Origin of the sequence: Shewanella kaireitica (genome assembly GCF_023284045.1) — a bacterium.
Lineage (GTDB): Bacteria > Pseudomonadota > Gammaproteobacteria > Enterobacterales > Shewanellaceae > Shewanella > Shewanella kaireitica.
The window spans coordinates 129,006-144,303 of record NZ_JAKIKQ010000002.1 but is presented as its reverse complement, the minus strand read 5'-3'; the positions used below and the strand labels follow the sequence as shown (position 1 = coordinate 144,303).

The window sequence follows — 15,298 nt, the reverse complement described above, 5'->3', positions numbered from 1 at the left end:
GTCGCTTAATGCTGGCCTTCAGTTTATTAGCGCTGTTGTTACTGCTATTGGTCTCTCTTGGAAGCTTAAGTCTGCACTGGGTGCAGCAGGCTGACAAATATCTTTACGACAGAGCGCTGCCTGCATCTGAGGCTGCTCGTCAATTGGTGTTATCAAGTAACGCCCTCGCCGAAAATGCTAAGCGACTTGGGCAGTCTGAGCAAGAGTCGCAACGGCAGTTAATTGGGCGAAAATTGTCAATTAACAGCGCGGCTATGCTAAATGCGATTAAAGTACTTAAAGCCCTCGATGTGAACTTTGATCTAGGCCTTGAGCAAAGCGCATCGGACATCATTGGCGATCTGTCCTTGCTTGGGGAACAAGTTGGTCAGCGCATTTTGGCTGGTTACCAATTGCAGTTACAGGGTAAAGCGCTGGTGGAGGCCTCAAATCAAAGTACTGAGTTATTGTTAGCGGAGCTTGCGATTGTCGATTCGGGGATTTTGTCTAAACTCAGTTTAGCTTACCCGCAAGCTGTGGGTACAGAGCAAACGTCTAAGTTACTTGATAGCTTGATAGAGCAAGATGTTGATATTCAAGAGCGACTGAATCGAGCACTGAAGATCGTGCATAATATAGCGCTGATGGGACAGGTGTTTCAGTCACCAGAGTTAGACAGTACAGTGTTTAATTCATTAGCTAAAAATGACAGCCAGTTAGCACAACTAGGGGTATCACTTTCTGGTCTTAATGATCCTAGCTCTGACGCCGGTGTCCGCTATTTTGCTTCTTTAACCAGTTTATCTAACTTTATACGCGACCCCGTACGGGCAAAAGCATTTGCAAAACAGGTCACTATTTTGCAAGCCTTGCCGCAAAGTATCTTGCTGCAAAAACATCATACTCAACTAAACCAAATCCAAGAGTTACAACTGCAGGCACTTACCGACAAACTCGACGCGCTAAATGGCGCTGTCGATAGCGCCATGCGTACACAACGTATAGAGGCCGATAATGCCAGAAGCGATTACCTAAGCCAACTGAGCTGGTCGAAGGTGAGCCTGTTATTTACAGGGTTACTTATGTTGTTAGTGATAGCGTTCGTTATTTATAAGGTGATCTATCAGGGCATAGCGCTCAAGCTTAATGCCGCCACCAACGCATTAGCGCAGTTAAGTCTAGGTAACACTGCAGTGACTATTGATACCCAAGGCGATGATGAACTTGCTGCGATGGCGAGTGCAATTAAAGCGTTTAAGCAAAAGACTGAACACAATCTTAAATTGCAAGCAGAGCTGCGTGATACTGCAGAAGAGTTATATGAGCATAAGCAAGCCTTGGAAGCGAAAGTCGAGGCGCGAACATTAGAGTTGGCAGAGGCTAATGTGCAGTTAGACAAAGAAGCAAAAGGTCATGTGTTAGCCAGGGACATGGCAGAGCAAGCTAACCAAGCTAAATCACTGTTTTTAGCCACTATGAGTCATGAGATTAGAACACCGCTGAATGGGCTCCTGGGTACATTAACATTACTTGGGCACTCTAATTTACCACCTGCACAAAGGCAAATGCTGGCTTTGTCGCAGTATAGCGGTACGCTGTTACAAACGGTGCTTAACGATATTTTAGATTTCTCTCGGCTAGAGCAGAGTAAGTTAGCTAATGAGCCCAGAGCTGTAGATTTAGCGCAGTTGTTGGATGAGGTCACGGCAATTATGTTAGCGGGAGCCAGTTTGGCGGGGCTCACTTTAGTGGCGAACTATAAAAGTTTACCGAAATGGGTCTACGTCGATGGGCCAAAATTACGACAGGTATTGTTTAACCTATTGGGAAATGCCATCAAGTTTACCCCTGAAGGAAATGTTGAGTTAAGTGTAACTGTAGTGCGCGATGAGCTGGTATTTAAAGTACAAGATAGCGGTGTCGGAATTGATGCGAACGCGATGAAGCAACTCTTTAAAGCTTACAGTAGTGAGGTCAGTGAAGGTCGCGATCGAGGCACAGGGCTTGGCCTTGCTATCAGTAAACAATTGGTTGAGTTAATGAGTTCAGCCCCTAGAAGCACAAAAGCGTTGTGGGTAAAAAGCGAAGTCGGGCAGGGAAGTTGCTTTGGTTTTTCATTACCGTTAACAGTCTGCGAAGGACCCGATATAACACTGCAACAACAGGCTAAACGAGTAAGTTCGAAGCACGTTTTAGTCGTAGAAGATAACAAGATTAATGCGATGGTGGCTCAGGGGTTTCTCGCACACCTGGGTCATGACTCTAAATTGGCCACTAGCTGCGAAGCTGCGCGGAAGCTCTATACCCTGCAAACAGCCACCCAATATGATGCCATCATGCTTGATATTCAACTGGGAGATGGTTCGGGAGTCAGTTTATTGGAAGAGCTGCAACAGATTAATGCGCAAGCAAGTCACACATTGCCAATCGCAGCTTTTACTGCTCAATTGCAAGCTGAAGATATGGAAAACTATCAAGCTACGGGGTTTGATCAAGTGTTGATGAAGCCATTGGATATGCAGGCTTTGTCAGTTTGGCTTGGCTGCGCGAAAGAGCCCGATACCACCGATAATGATTGCTGTGTCACCGATTGGCAAATAGGCGTAGTCAATACAGAAGGTGATATAGAGCGTCAGATTGAGATAGGTGCGAGTACAAAGATGGAACAAGATAGTGTCGCTAAGAGTAAGGCTAAACTAGAGCCTTTACTTGATGATGGGCAGCTGACCCAAGATATGGGCTATTTGGGTAAAGAGGCCGTGGTGGAGTTATTTAGCCTTTATCAAGATTCTAGCCAAGCTCATATGGCGATACTTGCCAAAGCGCCTGAAGATTTTGAACGAGTGCTACATGCCTTAAAGGGCAGTAGTGCCAGCATGGGATTATCGCAACTTGCTGCAAAATGTCGTGATATCGAACAGCTCAAAATTAGTGCTGCTGCTTATCAATTAGAGCAACACCCAGCACTGTTTGAGCTGTGGCAGCGCTCATTAGATGAATTATCTAAATGGCTTGATGGCCAGAAAAACGCAGAGCAGACATAGTCGGCTAAAGCATAACCCATAGCGTTTTTATGGCAGTGGTTTGACAGCGCTTTACTGAATGTCATTGATTGCGTTTTACAACAATGCAAAACACTGCCGACTAATCGTAAGGCTCAAAAATCTCATGCACTATACCTGATGGGTCTTTAAAGGCTGCATATCGACCCCAGTCATTTGCATTGGGTGTTTGATGAATAAACTCCACGTTGTGACATTTTAGCTCTTTGATCTTTTCATCAAGATTTTTTACGCTAAAAACCAGTGTCGAACTGGTATTGTAACCGTGTTCATATTGACTTATACCAATTGCATTTAGTATTTGAGCAGTTCAGAGCCCCTTAGTCTTTTCAATTCAAAGCGCATTGGTAAAGAAATGGTTATTCCCTTTTAAGCCAATGCAAAGCAGAAGTGGAAAGACTGAGGGGCTCACGTAGTGCGGCTGAGGTTAAACAAATTGGCAAAACGCGAATGGTCAAACTTTTAATGCAATTGGTAATACTGGTAACGTTCCTTGAAACATCAATACACTGTGGTTTCCTGCGACCAGCTTAAGGCAGGTCGCAGTTTCAGATATCAACTCAAGTCCTAGTATGTCTAAGTAAAAGGTTTAGATTGCTGTAGGTTTTGCACGATGAGTAACGTTGCAGGAATATCCATATGAACAAGTTCTCGTATCTAGAGCCGATCAAAAATGAGTTTGGTTAGTGATGTATCCCGCTGCCGTAGAACGATTTGGTACAGGTTTTACAATATAGTTTCACCGGAAATGGTTGAATACCCATTAAAGTCAGTAAACATAGGCCTAATGGGTATGACAGTAGGTTGGGGATAAATGAAAACGTTATACCTACATCCTCAGAGTTACAGTGTTTGCACTTACAAAACAGCTGGTTTTCGTGCTTTCTTCTATACATACTTATCCCTAGTGGTCTTTATTCCATTGTTAATTGGTACCGTATTACTTGAAAATATTAGCGCTATCGGCAGCAGTAAAACCTTTTCTTAGATAGTTTTCCGATCCAAATCACTGACTGTAGGTGATGGCAGCATGACCCAGTATCAAATGCTACTGCTATAATGCCGCTCAAAACCGTGCTCCGAAAAGCGGTTAGCTGTTCAACTTATCAGCATGAGTCTATCTGAAATATGTTTGAATGTTGTATTAGATTAAAAATATCAACTAGAGCATAATGTGGTTGTTCGTTTTTTAAACGATTAATTGTAAGGTAGATTCTTTTACCCGACGCTGTAAGCATCAGCGAAAAAGCGCCGCTGTGATCTCTTTTTACATAAATTAAACCTTTACAATATCCCTGACTGCTGTAAAGTACGCCTTGCTCTGGCATTCAGAGTTATTAGTGAACCATCAAGTAAAAGTAAGCCTCTGATTACTGCGTTATCGTTGTTATCCATAGTGTTTCCCTTAGCTTCATCGTCACATTTAATAATTCAAGCTCTCAGCACATCGCAATTTCGCGATAGATTTATTAATTTTTAATTATATAAGGGACAAAAAATGTCTAATTCAACTACTGGTATCGTAAAATGGTTTAACGAAGACAAAGGTTTTGGCTTCATCACTCAAGACAATGGCGGCGCTGACGTATTCGTACATTTCCGTGCAATCGCTTCAGACGGTTTCAAAACTCTTGCTGAAGGCCAAAAAGTTTCTTTCGACCTAGAGCAAGGCCAAAAAGGCCCACAAGCAGCTAACGTAGTTGCTATCTAAGTTGAAAGTCGACTCAAACAGTCTTAAGACTAATTGAGTCACTTGAGATAATTAAGTTAGGTTTACCTTACTTGATTATTTGAAAAGCGAGCCGAAAGGTTCGCTTTTTGCGTTTTAGCGCAGTCTGATATTATTGTTCTTCCTTCTTCTTGTCATAAAGACTCTTACTAAGTATTGTCTTTAAGACACTACGGTTGTCTATTTGACAGTTCACGTTGCTGTTATAAAGACACTATTGTTATGTCTGTTTTTTATACATACCTAGCTCTTTCAATTGATTACATATCTGGCACGGTTAGTGCAATTACTCAACTTAGAAATTAAAAATTTATTTAATCTTTTAGGTAGTAGCTAATGACAATTCATGTAAAAAACAACATCCACTGGGTCGGCCAACGCGATTGGGAAGTACAAGACTTCCATGGCACAGAATATAAAATGACCCGCGGTACCAGTTATAACAGTTACCTCATCCGAGAGCAGAAGACAGTATTAATCGATACCGTTGATCATAGATTTAGTCATCAGTTTATTCAAAACCTTGAGATGGAAATTGACCTTAATACTATCGATTTCATTGTGATAAACCATGCTGAAGAAGACCATTCAGGCGCGTTAACTGCCTTGATGCAGAAAATACCAGGCACGCCGATCTATTGTACTGAAGCGGCAGTGGACTCTATTGTCGGTCATCACCATCACCCTGAGTGGAACTTCAAGATCGTTAAAACCGGTGATAGTGTTGATATCGGTAATGGTAAACAACTTATCTTTATTGAAGCGCCAATGCTGCATTGGCCTGATAGCATGATGACCTACATGACAGAAGATGCAGTCCTGTTTAGTAATGATGCCTTTGGCCAGCATTACTGCGATGAGCATTTGTTTAATGATGAGGTTGATCAAAATGAGCTTAAAGAGCAGTGCCTGCGTTATTACGCCAACATTCTTACCCCTTTCAGCAGCCTAGTTACCGCCAAAATTCATGAAGTGTTGAGCTTTAACGTGCCAGTGGACATGATTGCAACTGCTCACGGTATTGTTTGGCGCGATAACCCGACTCAGATTATTCATCAGTATCTCGAATGGGCAGACAGCTACCAAGAAGACAAGATCACTATTTTCTATGATTCAATGTCGAATAACACCCGTATGATGGCAGATGCTATTGCCCAAGGTATTCATGATGTTGACCCTGGTGTCGCGGTAAAAGTGTTTAATGTTTCTAAACACGATAAGAATGAAATTCTATCGCACACTTTCCGCTCTAAAGGTGTGCTTGTCGGTTCATCAACCATGAACAATGTCATGATGCCAAAAATAGCTGGCATGTTAGAAGAGATCACAGGCCTTAGGTTCAGAGGTAAAAAAGCGGCTGCATTTGGCAGTTATGGCTGGAATGGTGGCGCTGTCGATCGGATCAACACTCGCTTAATGGATGCTGGCTTTGAAACTGCATTGGGTCTTAAAACCAAATGGCGACCTGATGGCAAAGCGATGCGTGAATGTCGTGAACATGGCCGTCAAATTGCGAAGCTGTGGGCACTACAACCGCTTACTACCGTTGCTAGTCTTGCTAATACAACGCTTAACACTGAGCCTAAATCTGCTGCTCAAACAGCTAAGCCTGTATCAGAAAATGCTGAAGAGGTGGCGCTTTCTGAGCACCCTACTGATTGCCAATGCATGATCTGCACAGTATGTAATTGGGTTTATGATCCCGCTAAAGGTGAACCAAACCAAGAGATTGAACCGGGGACCACTTGGGCTGACGTACCTGAATACTTTCTCTGCCCTGAGTGCAACTTGGGTAAAGATGTGTTTGTTGAGCATAACGGCTAGAGACGTATTATACCGAATGGTATTAAGGGGACTTAATCATGACTGCACCAGTTGTGATCATTGGTAGCGGCTTTGCCGCTTATCAATTGATAAAAAATATTCGCAGACAAGACAAAGAGCTGCCGATTCTAGTGATAACAGCCGATAACGGTGATGAATATAACAAGCCCGATTTAAGTCATGTCTTCTCAAAAGAGCAAGATGCCGATGCATTGATATTGCTATCTGCTGCGGACTTTTCGGCGCAGCAACAAGTCGAAATAGTGACTAATACCCGAGTCGATAGCATTGACACTAAAACGCAGAGTGTCAATGCTGCTGGTCAAACTTATCATTACGCTAAGTTAGTGTTTGCCACGGGCGCTAGCGCTTTTGTACCGCCTATTAAAGGTGAAGGCAAAGACAGTATTATTACCCTCAATAGTTTGTCTGAGTATCGTGGTTCGCAAGCGGTCTTAAGTCATGCTACTCGAATATTGCTAATGGGCGGAGGTTTGATTGGTACAGAGCTCGCGATGGATCTGCAAGCCAGCGGGAAAGAGGTGATAGTGGTTGAGCCAAACAGTCGATTGCTTGCGAATGTTGCCCCCGATTTTGTTGCGCTGAAACTTGAATGCACCTTGCTTGATGCTGGAATGACGCTTGCGCTAAATGATACAGTGAGCACAATTGACTTTTCTACTGCTAACTCACTAATCGAAAATGATGCGGAGTTGAAGAAACAAGAGCTGACTGTAACGACAAGTGCAGCTAGACGCTTTGAAGTCGATTGTGTGATATCAGCTGCTGGTTTACGGCCAAATACTCAGTTAGCGCAGCAAGCTGGGATTGCGGTTAATCAGGGGATTGTGGTCGATAGTCAATTAAAAACATCTGTCGAGCATGTCTATGCTTTAGGTGATTGCGCTGAGATCAATGGCAAAGTAATGGCATACTTACAACCTATTATTCTCAGTGCGAATGCGCTGGCAAAGCAACTGCTAGGTCAAATGTCGCAACTTACATTCCCACCTATGATGGTGAAAGTTAAAACGCCTTCATATCCTATTCAATTGGGTGGGCACTTTAGTGCAAACTCTTCATGGAAAGTTGGGTTTGATAAGCTAGGTGTCATCGCAGAAGCTTATGATGAGCTAAACAATATGACAGGTTTTGTGGTCACGGATGAAAATGCTAAGCAGGCATTTTCGCTGTTAAGAAAAGTCTCGGCGGTATAACGCGGGTCTCTAGGTTTAAAAGGTCGCACTCGCGACCTTTTTTATGGCTCGCTCTACATATTTTTCAACTATTAGAGCCCCTAATGTAGACAAATAACGACAATAAAATTACTCCTCCCCCCAGTAGTTTTTGTGGCTCAAGTACCTCTCCAAGTAACCCAATACTGAGGATAAGCGTCCAAATAGGTTCTAAGATCATAATTAGCGAAGCGGTTTCAATTTTCACAGAGAACTGCCCAGTAGTTTGCATTAGGTAGCGTAAAGAGGTCGCTATGACCGTTGATGCAATAAACCACATCAAGGTTTGACTGCTTACTTCAAATGCTTCTGGTTGGCTTAGCGCAAGTGAAAGTACTCCACCAAGACCGACTACAAATAGTTGTAGGCTTATTGAAGTGAGTGGCTTGATGCTTGCCGTTAGCCGTTTATTTAAAACAAAGTGTAGTGATAAAAGTGCTGATGCTAGCAAGAAATACCATTGGCTTTGTTCTACTTGCCAACCGTTGGTCAGTGTTAGCAGCATCATGCCTATTACCGCTATTGGTAGAGCCAACCAGAAAGCGCGATTTGGTCTTACTCGAAATAATAACCATGAGGTAAATGGCGCAATGATCATTGCCAAACTCATGATAAAAGCTCCCTCAGATAGCGTGCTAGAGATTGAAATCGCATACACCCATATTTGAGTACAAGCTGCCAATATCATACCGACTGCGGATATTGAAATGAGCTGTTTAGCGGTTAATTTAACAAGGTGATTAAAACAAAAAGGCAATAGGATGAGGCTAGCGAGTAAAAAGCGTGCGCTAATAAATACACTGCCTGGTACTTCGGAGATGATCTGCTTTGATGCAACCCAGCCGAAAGCGGCGAGAAGAGTTGCCAGCAGCAGTAACAGTTCGCCACGCAGTGCTAATTTGGTCATTGATAGGATTTCTTTATTAACGCTATGGCAGAAACCACTACGCTAAAGGACGTGAGGTTTGGCGGCTAGCAATCGTTGCCAAGTTTGTGACTTGGCAACGTGCTTAAACTTCAGTTTTAGCTGTACTCGGGGTAATCGGTAAGTCCAGCTTCTGCACCACCAAACAGAGTGTTTGGATCGTGGGGGGCTAATGGGTAGCCATGTTGAATACGTGAAGGCAGATCTGGGTTGGCAACAAACGGACGGCCAAAACCAATCATGTCTGCCACTCCATCATCGATCGCCATAGCACCTTTGTCACTATCATAGCGGCCGGCATAGATCAGCACACCTTGGTAAGCTTGGCGGACATCAGCTTTAAACGCTTTTGGTGTGTCTGGCGCGTCGTCCCAATCAACTTCAGCAATATGGATGTAAACCACGTTCAGTGAGTTTAGCAGCGCTGCTGCAGCTGTGTAGGTCTCTTCAGGAGTCGCATCTACAGTGCCATTTAGTGAAGTAAATGGCGCAAGGCGCACACCAACGCGATCAGCACCAATAGCCTCTGTCATAGCCGCAACCACTTCGCCCATAAAGCGCAGTCTATTTTCTATAGAACCACCATATTCATCGGTGCGGTTATTAGCTTCTGAGTCGATAAATTGGTTGATTAGGTATCCGTTTGCAGCATGGAGTTCAATGCCATCAAAACCAGCCTCAATCGCATTGAGTGCAGCTTGGCGGTATTGACCAATAACCAGCTCAATATCAGCTTTAGTCATCTCTCTTGGTTCAACGACATCGACAAAACCTGGCTCTTGGCTACCATTGTCGATAAATACCTTAACGTTCTCTGCATTTAAGGCTGACGATGAGATCGGTTGTTGGCCACCAATGTTATCTGGGTGGGTGACTCTGCCTACATGCCACAACTGAGCAAAGATAGTGCCGCCATTGTTGTGCACAGCATCAGTGACGAGCTTCCAGCCTTGAATCTGCTCAGAGGTATAGATCCCAGGTGTCCACGCGTAGCCTTGACCCATTGCTGATATTTGAGTGCCTTCAGCAACGATAAGTCCAGCAGATGCTCTTTGTGCATAGTACTTGGCCATCATCTGATTGGCTGTGTTACCCGGTTGGCTGGCACGAGAGCGAGTCATCGGGGGCATAACAATACGATTGTTTAGGGTTAGTTTACCAAGTTGTATTGGTTGAAATAGCGAGTCTGTCATCGTATTACTCTCCTAGCTGAATAAGTTCAATTTGGTAGCCGTCAGGGTCAGTGATAAAGGCGATATGAGTACAACCACCTTTTACAGGACCGGCCTCGCGGGTGATGTTGCCGCCAAGGTTTTTAATGTTGTCACAAGCAGCATAAATATCTTCCACACCGAGTGCTATATGGCCAAATGCATTACCCATTTCATACTCATCAGTATCCCAGTTGTAGGTCAGCTCAATAGTTGTACTGTCTGCCTGAGTACCAAAACCAACAAACACCAAAGTGTAGCGGTATTGCTGATTTTCAGTTCTCTCAAGCTCTTTCATGCCAAGTACATTGGTATAAAAAGCGATTGATTTCTCAAGGTCTTTAACCCTTAACATGGTGTGTAAAAACTTCATAAATGGCCCTTAGAAACGCATCACTGAACTTGAATATAAACAGAGTGAGTTGTGCGCTTGATGATCTGTATTCGATGAGGGAAATTTACAGGGAGTCGCATGAGATTTGAAATTATCATTTTTTATGTATTTAATAATTTTATGTAATGACTTGCGGGTGATGAATCTGTTTCAGACTTAATTCTCAATGCTAGGTTGAAGCTATGTACTCTTGTAGGCCGATTATCAATATCTGTAATTAGATGTAGACTTGTGGCTAGTGAAATAGAAAAGGGCGAATGATGACAAAGACAATTTTAATCACTGGCGCTACCGACGGTATTGGCCTTGAAACCGCAAAAGTCTTGGTATCTCAAGGGCATCATGTATTGCTCCATGGGCGTAGCGAGTCCAAGTTAGCAGCCGTAGCCGAGCAATTGGCGAATGGAAGCACTGAGTCTTATATTGCTGACCTATCTGTTATGAGCGACGTGACTGCACTTGCTGATAACATCAAGCAACGGCATCAGCATATTGATGTGATTATTAATAATGCTGGTGTATATGGCGGCTCTGGCGTGCTGACAAAAGACGGCTTTGATCTACGATTTGCAGTAAACACATTTGCGCCGTATTTGTTAACCCAAAAGCTGTTGCCATTACTCGGTAAGCACAGTCGCGTGGTGAATCTGTCATCTGCGGCTCAAGCGAGTATCGACTTAAAAGCGCTTGCTGGTGATAAGGTGTTATCTGATGGGCAGGCTTATGCGCAGAGTAAGTTAGCCATAACCATGTGGTCGCGGGCATTGGGGCTTGAGTTACAAACAACGGGCCCGATAGTTGTATCGGTTAATCCCGCTTCTATGCTTGGCAGTAAGATGGTTAAAGATGCCTTTGGTGTTGCGGGTGGAGACTTGAGTATTGGCGTTGATATTCTTTGCCGAGCAGCGTTATCTGATGAGTTTTCAGCTGCAGCAGGGCTGTATTTTGATAATGATACTGGGCGTTTTAGTAGCCCTCATAATGATGCGCTAGATGACACTAAAGTCATGTTACTGATGGATACGATGAAACAGATATTATCAAAGGTGAGTTACGCAAATTAACTCGCTGAGTACTTATACCAATCGGCATAAGTAGTTGGTCTACTCCGAGTGTTTTTTGGTGAACTAATTCAAGGCGGATCATTGACAGAATGGTTGTTCCCTTTTGCCTTTATCCAACACCGAAGTAGCAAGCCAAAAACACTCCTTATAGGCGAGTTTTAGCGGCTCTGATGCTGCGTTAATGAGCTTGAACCTAGAATAACTATGTACTTCACTCATTGCCTTGCCTCAAAACCGCTAAACTCTCGCTGAGCGACCAAATCTTTATAGCGATTGGTATTATATTGGAATGGGCCTTAGAGGCCCATTTTTATAGAATCTGCAGGGACTGGTTTAAATTAGGTTCGCGGCAATTTGGCTTAAATGTGATTCGAGCTCATCTTCTGTTGTTGGCAGAGACTCAAGCTCAAACGATAAAGGTTTGCTGCCATTGAGCATAAACACCGAGCTTTCCCCGTGATCATAGTGGAACCATTTTCCATTGACGCAAAGATCTGTATAGCAATTGGGTAGTAGCTCCATCGTGCACCTCTAAATTCTACATTTCATTTCATTTCTAGTAAGGCTTTAAATCACAACTTTTGTGAGTACTGCATCATTATCGATGCGCCTGTTTGTGATCTGGTTCACTATTATATGACCCGAAAAGGCGTAGGTGCTTATTGATCTACATCAACGCTGCTGTAATTAGCACTGATTGCGACAGTGATAAACCCTATTTATCGCTAATAGTGACGGATAATTAATATCAACATGGCTGAAAATACTACTTTATAGGCATACTGTGGTGGGTTTAACTTTTGGGAGCTGAGCGAAAAATTAGCGTGCTTAATGAGCTTTTACTACATTAACTTTTTCAGTTTGATCTGTATCAAGGCGTTGCGGACTAAATAGATTCAATATTGAATGATAAGGTCGATTAACTGAGCAGCATGATGACTAAAGGAGGCTGAGCGTGACAGATGCAAAATTGATTTTACTGCTAAAAACCTCTATTTCTATTGGTCTCTGTCTGATTCTGCTAGGGATCTATTTCCATAACTTTAGTGAGGCTGTGGAAGCCATGGGCGTAACAGGAATTATCATTAGCGCCATGTGTATCGCCCTTGGCATGGTTCTGTCGCTGCCAACCAAAATGTACCTTACCTTTATACTTGTGCGGCGTGAAGTAGAGCGTAATCAATCTGAATGACAACGCGCCCGGAGCGAGTAATACTTTCTCGACCCAAGCGCGCAGGTTTTACCACCATAAGCTTTAGGGTTGCTTCTTTAATACTTCATCAATGTCAGCTGCGCTATGACGCTCAGCTAATTGTTGCCACTCTTCACCCCAAGTGCAGTTGACTATTTTCCCGCGTTTTACTGCGGCACGTTCGCCGACTAATTTTGCCCAGCGTTGCACGTGGGTATAGCTTTCAACATCAAGAAACTCAGCCGCGTTATAAAGTTTACCTAACACTAAATTACCGTACCAAGGCCAAATCGCCATATCTGCGATAGTGTAGTCTTTACCTGCAATATATTCATTATTCGCTAATTGTTTGTCGAGTACGTCGAGTTGGCGTTTAGCTTCCATGGTAAAACGGTCAATTGGGTACTCGAACTTCTCAGGTGCATAAGCATAAAAATGACCAAATCCACCGCCTAAGTATGGCGCAGAGCCTTGTAGCCAAAATAACCAGTTCATGGTTTCAGTGCGAGCAGCTATCTCTGTCGGTATAAAGTGGCCAAATTTATCTGCAAGGTAAAGTAAAATGCTGCCTGATTCGAATACATTGATTGCGCTATTGCCTGAGTTATCAATCAGCGCTGGAATTTTAGAGTTGGGGTTGATCTCAACAAAGCCAGATGAGAATTGATCGCTGTCACCAATATTAATGAGGTATGCGTCGTATTCGGCGCCAGATACGCCTTTTGCAAGTAACTCTTCAAGCATGATTGTCACTTTCTGGCCGTTAGGTGTTGCTAGCGAGTGCAACTGTATCGGGTGTTTACCTACAGGAAGTGCTCTGTCATATCTCGCGCCAGAGTCTGGGCGATTAATGCTTGCCCACTCGCCACCATTTTCACTGTCCATGGTCCAAACTTTTGCTGGAGTGTATTGCTTGCTCATATCAATTCCTATGTGTTTAGCTGTCTTATTAATATGGGGCTATTTCATTCTTTTAAAAGCATTGAGGGTATAAAGATTCGTCATGAGAAAGTGCTACATAGTCTAAGGGTGGATGCAGCGTGTTTGTCACGTAAAAATGACGGCTTAGTATTTTAGAAAAGAAGGCTTTGAAGCCTTCTTTGGTTTGTTAGCTGTTACTGTAAATAGGGCTATTTACTCACCGCTAGTAACACCAAATACTGTACACCAGTCATTTTTCATATCAATTAAGTGCCAGTTGTCTTTTTGTTTAGCCTCATCGAGTGCTTTGTCTAAACGGCCAATGGATGAGTCGCGGTCATATTGCCACTCTCGTTCGCTGTCGGTGTGATGTACTATCATTGCCATACTTGGATTATTTTGGCTGGTACTCCATTGCATCATGGCATGATCGCCGTCTGAATTACCTACCGCTAGTATGGGTTTTTTGCCAATAATGCGCTGAATATTTTCAACTTTTACTTGTTTGTCATTGTTTGAAACTAACTCGCCATTTTTCACTATCACCGTATCATCGCCTACTTTTACTACATCGTACCCAAAGCTACTGCCAATAACATTCTCAGCGGGAATGCCATAAGCTTGCTCGGTCCAGGCGCGCATAAAGTCACTACCGCCACCGGAGACGATGTAGTTAGTAAAACCGTTGGCTTTTAGATAAGTCAGCATCTCTTTCATTGGCTGATAGGTCATGTCGATATAACTGCGGTTGAAGCGTTGATTTTTACTCTTAGTGACCCAGCTGTGCACTATCTGCTGAAATGCTTCCACAGTTAAACCTGAATGAGTGGCTTGCAGTAGCTCCAGTAAGGCATGGTGATCCGCCTTCATTAAAGATTCCATATCATCTTCTAGTACCCATTTAAAAGGGGCTTGGGTTTTCCACTGCGGATGCTTGCTCGCAAGTCCTTTAATCTGCTCTAAAGTGAAAACCAGTTGATAGTACATAGGTTGTTCTGACCAAAGCGTGCCATCATTATCAAATACTGCGATACGGTTTTTTTCGGCAACAAACTTAGGGCTATTGGGATTAGTGACCTCTTTGACAAACTCTTCAATTGCACTTCTGCGCTCACTGTTTGCCCATGATGGCAGTGCACTGGTATTGGAATGGCAAGTTACTGCCAGCGCTGAGGTTGACGATAGTGTAAGCATAAGGAGCAAAGACAGATATTTGAGCTTCATAAAAGGTCCTTTAAGTTTAGTGTCATCCCAGTTAAACAGATATAACTGCCCAAAAGAATAGGTAAAATTGCTAGTTTGTTGACAGTAACTAAAGCTGGAAATAGCTATTAAATCAAGTTGCTTTGCCGTATAAAAGTCAAACTTTTTCTGACTTACCATTAACTCAGTGCAAATTTAGTTATAGACGCGTTAAAATGGCGCCAATATGACAATTCTAACCAGGCTGCAGTATGCACAGTTTGGGCAAGGTGAAGAGAGAGTAATATGAGTGATGAACAAAGTGTGATTGATAGCTTAGATAAACTAGAAGCATTCCTACTATCAGTTGAAAATGGCGGTCTAGGACTCGTTGGGGTCGAAGGTGTTGGAATGGCAACTAACAACGCCGATGGGCGTCACTTTGTCGCCGTTTTTGATAATAACCATAAGTTATTACATGCCCGTTGGATCACTGATGAGATTTTTGTCACTGGTAAAGAGATGGTACGCCATGGCGTGAAAGGCAAGCATTAAGCTTTTAACTGCTTGTCCCGTCCTG

Annotated in this window: 14 protein-coding genes; 7 read left to right on the top strand and 7 right to left on the bottom strand. The window is 43.3% G+C overall.

Annotation, left to right across the window (positions count from 1 at the left end):
• The first annotated feature begins 8 nt into the window (after positions 1 to 8).
• Positions 9 to 3,023, top strand: coding sequence for a TMAO reductase system sensor histidine kinase/response regulator TorS (torS, locus tag L2730_RS03220; protein WP_248973279.1), 3,015 nt, complete (start codon positions 9 to 11; stop codon positions 3,021 to 3,023).
• A gap of 100 nt (positions 3,024 to 3,123) precedes the next feature.
• Here torS and L2730_RS22030 read toward each other — a convergent pair whose 3' ends face one another.
• On the bottom strand, positions 3,124 to 3,324 hold the full coding sequence (locus L2730_RS22030; RefSeq protein ID WP_346347809.1) for a VOC family protein: 201 nt from the start codon (positions 3,322 to 3,324) through the stop codon (positions 3,124 to 3,126).
• Between the two features lie 1,215 nt (positions 3,325 to 4,539).
• Here L2730_RS22030 and cspE point away from each other — a divergent pair.
• From cspE to norW, 3 genes are all read left to right on the top strand, one after another.
• Positions 4,540 to 4,752 (top strand): transcription antiterminator/RNA stability regulator CspE, encoded by a 213-nt coding sequence (gene cspE, locus L2730_RS03215; protein ID WP_020911253.1) that lies wholly within the window; start codon positions 4,540 to 4,542, stop codon positions 4,750 to 4,752.
• Positions 4,753 to 5,106: 354 nt separating this feature from the next.
• Positions 5,107 to 6,594: an anaerobic nitric oxide reductase flavorubredoxin gene (gene norV / locus L2730_RS03210; protein ID WP_248973278.1), complete on the top strand. Its 1,488-nt coding sequence runs from the start codon at positions 5,107 to 5,109 to the stop codon at positions 6,592 to 6,594.
• 38 nt (positions 6,595 to 6,632) lie between these two features.
• Positions 6,633 to 7,811, top strand: a complete 1,179-nt coding sequence (gene norW, locus L2730_RS03205; RefSeq protein WP_248973277.1) for an NADH:flavorubredoxin reductase NorW — start codon at positions 6,633 to 6,635, stop codon at positions 7,809 to 7,811.
• Positions 7,812 to 7,875: 64 nt separating this feature from the next.
• Here the strand turns inward: norW and L2730_RS03200 are convergent, their stop codons facing one another.
• The 3 genes from L2730_RS03200 to gloA form a co-directional block, all read right to left on the bottom strand.
• Positions 7,876 to 8,736: a DMT family transporter gene (locus L2730_RS03200; protein ID WP_248973276.1), complete on the bottom strand. Its 861-nt coding sequence runs from the start codon at positions 8,734 to 8,736 to the stop codon at positions 7,876 to 7,878.
• 116 nt (positions 8,737 to 8,852) lie between these two features.
• Positions 8,853 to 9,947 (bottom strand): alkene reductase, encoded by a 1,095-nt coding sequence (locus L2730_RS03195; RefSeq protein WP_248973275.1) that lies wholly within the window; start codon positions 9,945 to 9,947, stop codon positions 8,853 to 8,855.
• A gap of 4 nt (positions 9,948 to 9,951) precedes the next feature.
• The gene (gene gloA / locus L2730_RS03190; RefSeq protein WP_248973274.1) at positions 9,952 to 10,338 is read right to left on the bottom strand and encodes a lactoylglutathione lyase; all 387 of its coding nucleotides are present in this window, start codon (positions 10,336 to 10,338) and stop codon (positions 9,952 to 9,954) included.
• Between the two features lie 281 nt (positions 10,339 to 10,619).
• Here gloA and L2730_RS03185 point away from each other — a divergent pair, with 281 nt between their 5' ends.
• On the top strand, positions 10,620 to 11,423 hold the full coding sequence (locus L2730_RS03185; protein ID WP_248973585.1) for an SDR family NAD(P)-dependent oxidoreductase: 804 nt from the start codon (positions 10,620 to 10,622) through the stop codon (positions 11,421 to 11,423).
• A gap of 333 nt (positions 11,424 to 11,756) precedes the next feature.
• Here L2730_RS03185 and L2730_RS03180 read toward each other — a convergent pair whose 3' ends face one another.
• Positions 11,757 to 11,945, bottom strand: coding sequence for a hypothetical protein (locus tag L2730_RS03180; protein ID WP_248973273.1), 189 nt, complete (start codon positions 11,943 to 11,945; stop codon positions 11,757 to 11,759).
• Positions 11,946 to 12,378: 433 nt separating this feature from the next.
• Here L2730_RS03180 and L2730_RS03175 point away from each other — a divergent pair, with 433 nt between their 5' ends.
• Positions 12,379 to 12,615 carry a hypothetical protein gene (locus L2730_RS03175; protein WP_248973272.1) on the top strand — a complete coding sequence of 79 codons (237 nt, stop codon included), beginning with the start codon at positions 12,379 to 12,381 and terminating at the stop codon, positions 12,613 to 12,615.
• A 63-nt stretch (positions 12,616 to 12,678) separates the two neighbouring features.
• Here L2730_RS03175 and yghU read toward each other — a convergent pair whose 3' ends face one another.
• Both yghU and L2730_RS03165 read right to left on the bottom strand, forming a co-directional pair.
• Complete coding sequence (yghU, locus tag L2730_RS03170) at positions 12,679 to 13,536, bottom strand: glutathione-dependent disulfide-bond oxidoreductase (protein ID WP_248973271.1); 858 nt, start codon at positions 13,534 to 13,536, stop codon at positions 12,679 to 12,681.
• 213 nt (positions 13,537 to 13,749) lie between these two features.
• Complete coding sequence (locus tag L2730_RS03165) at positions 13,750 to 14,760, bottom strand: HAD family hydrolase (RefSeq protein ID WP_248973270.1); 1,011 nt, start codon at positions 14,758 to 14,760, stop codon at positions 13,750 to 13,752.
• Between the two features lie 264 nt (positions 14,761 to 15,024).
• Between L2730_RS03165 and L2730_RS03160 the strand changes: the two genes are divergently transcribed.
• The gene (locus tag L2730_RS03160; protein ID WP_248973269.1) at positions 15,025 to 15,273 is read left to right on the top strand and encodes a hypothetical protein; all 249 of its coding nucleotides are present in this window, start codon (positions 15,025 to 15,027) and stop codon (positions 15,271 to 15,273) included.
• Positions 15,274 to 15,298: the final 25 nt, after the last annotated feature.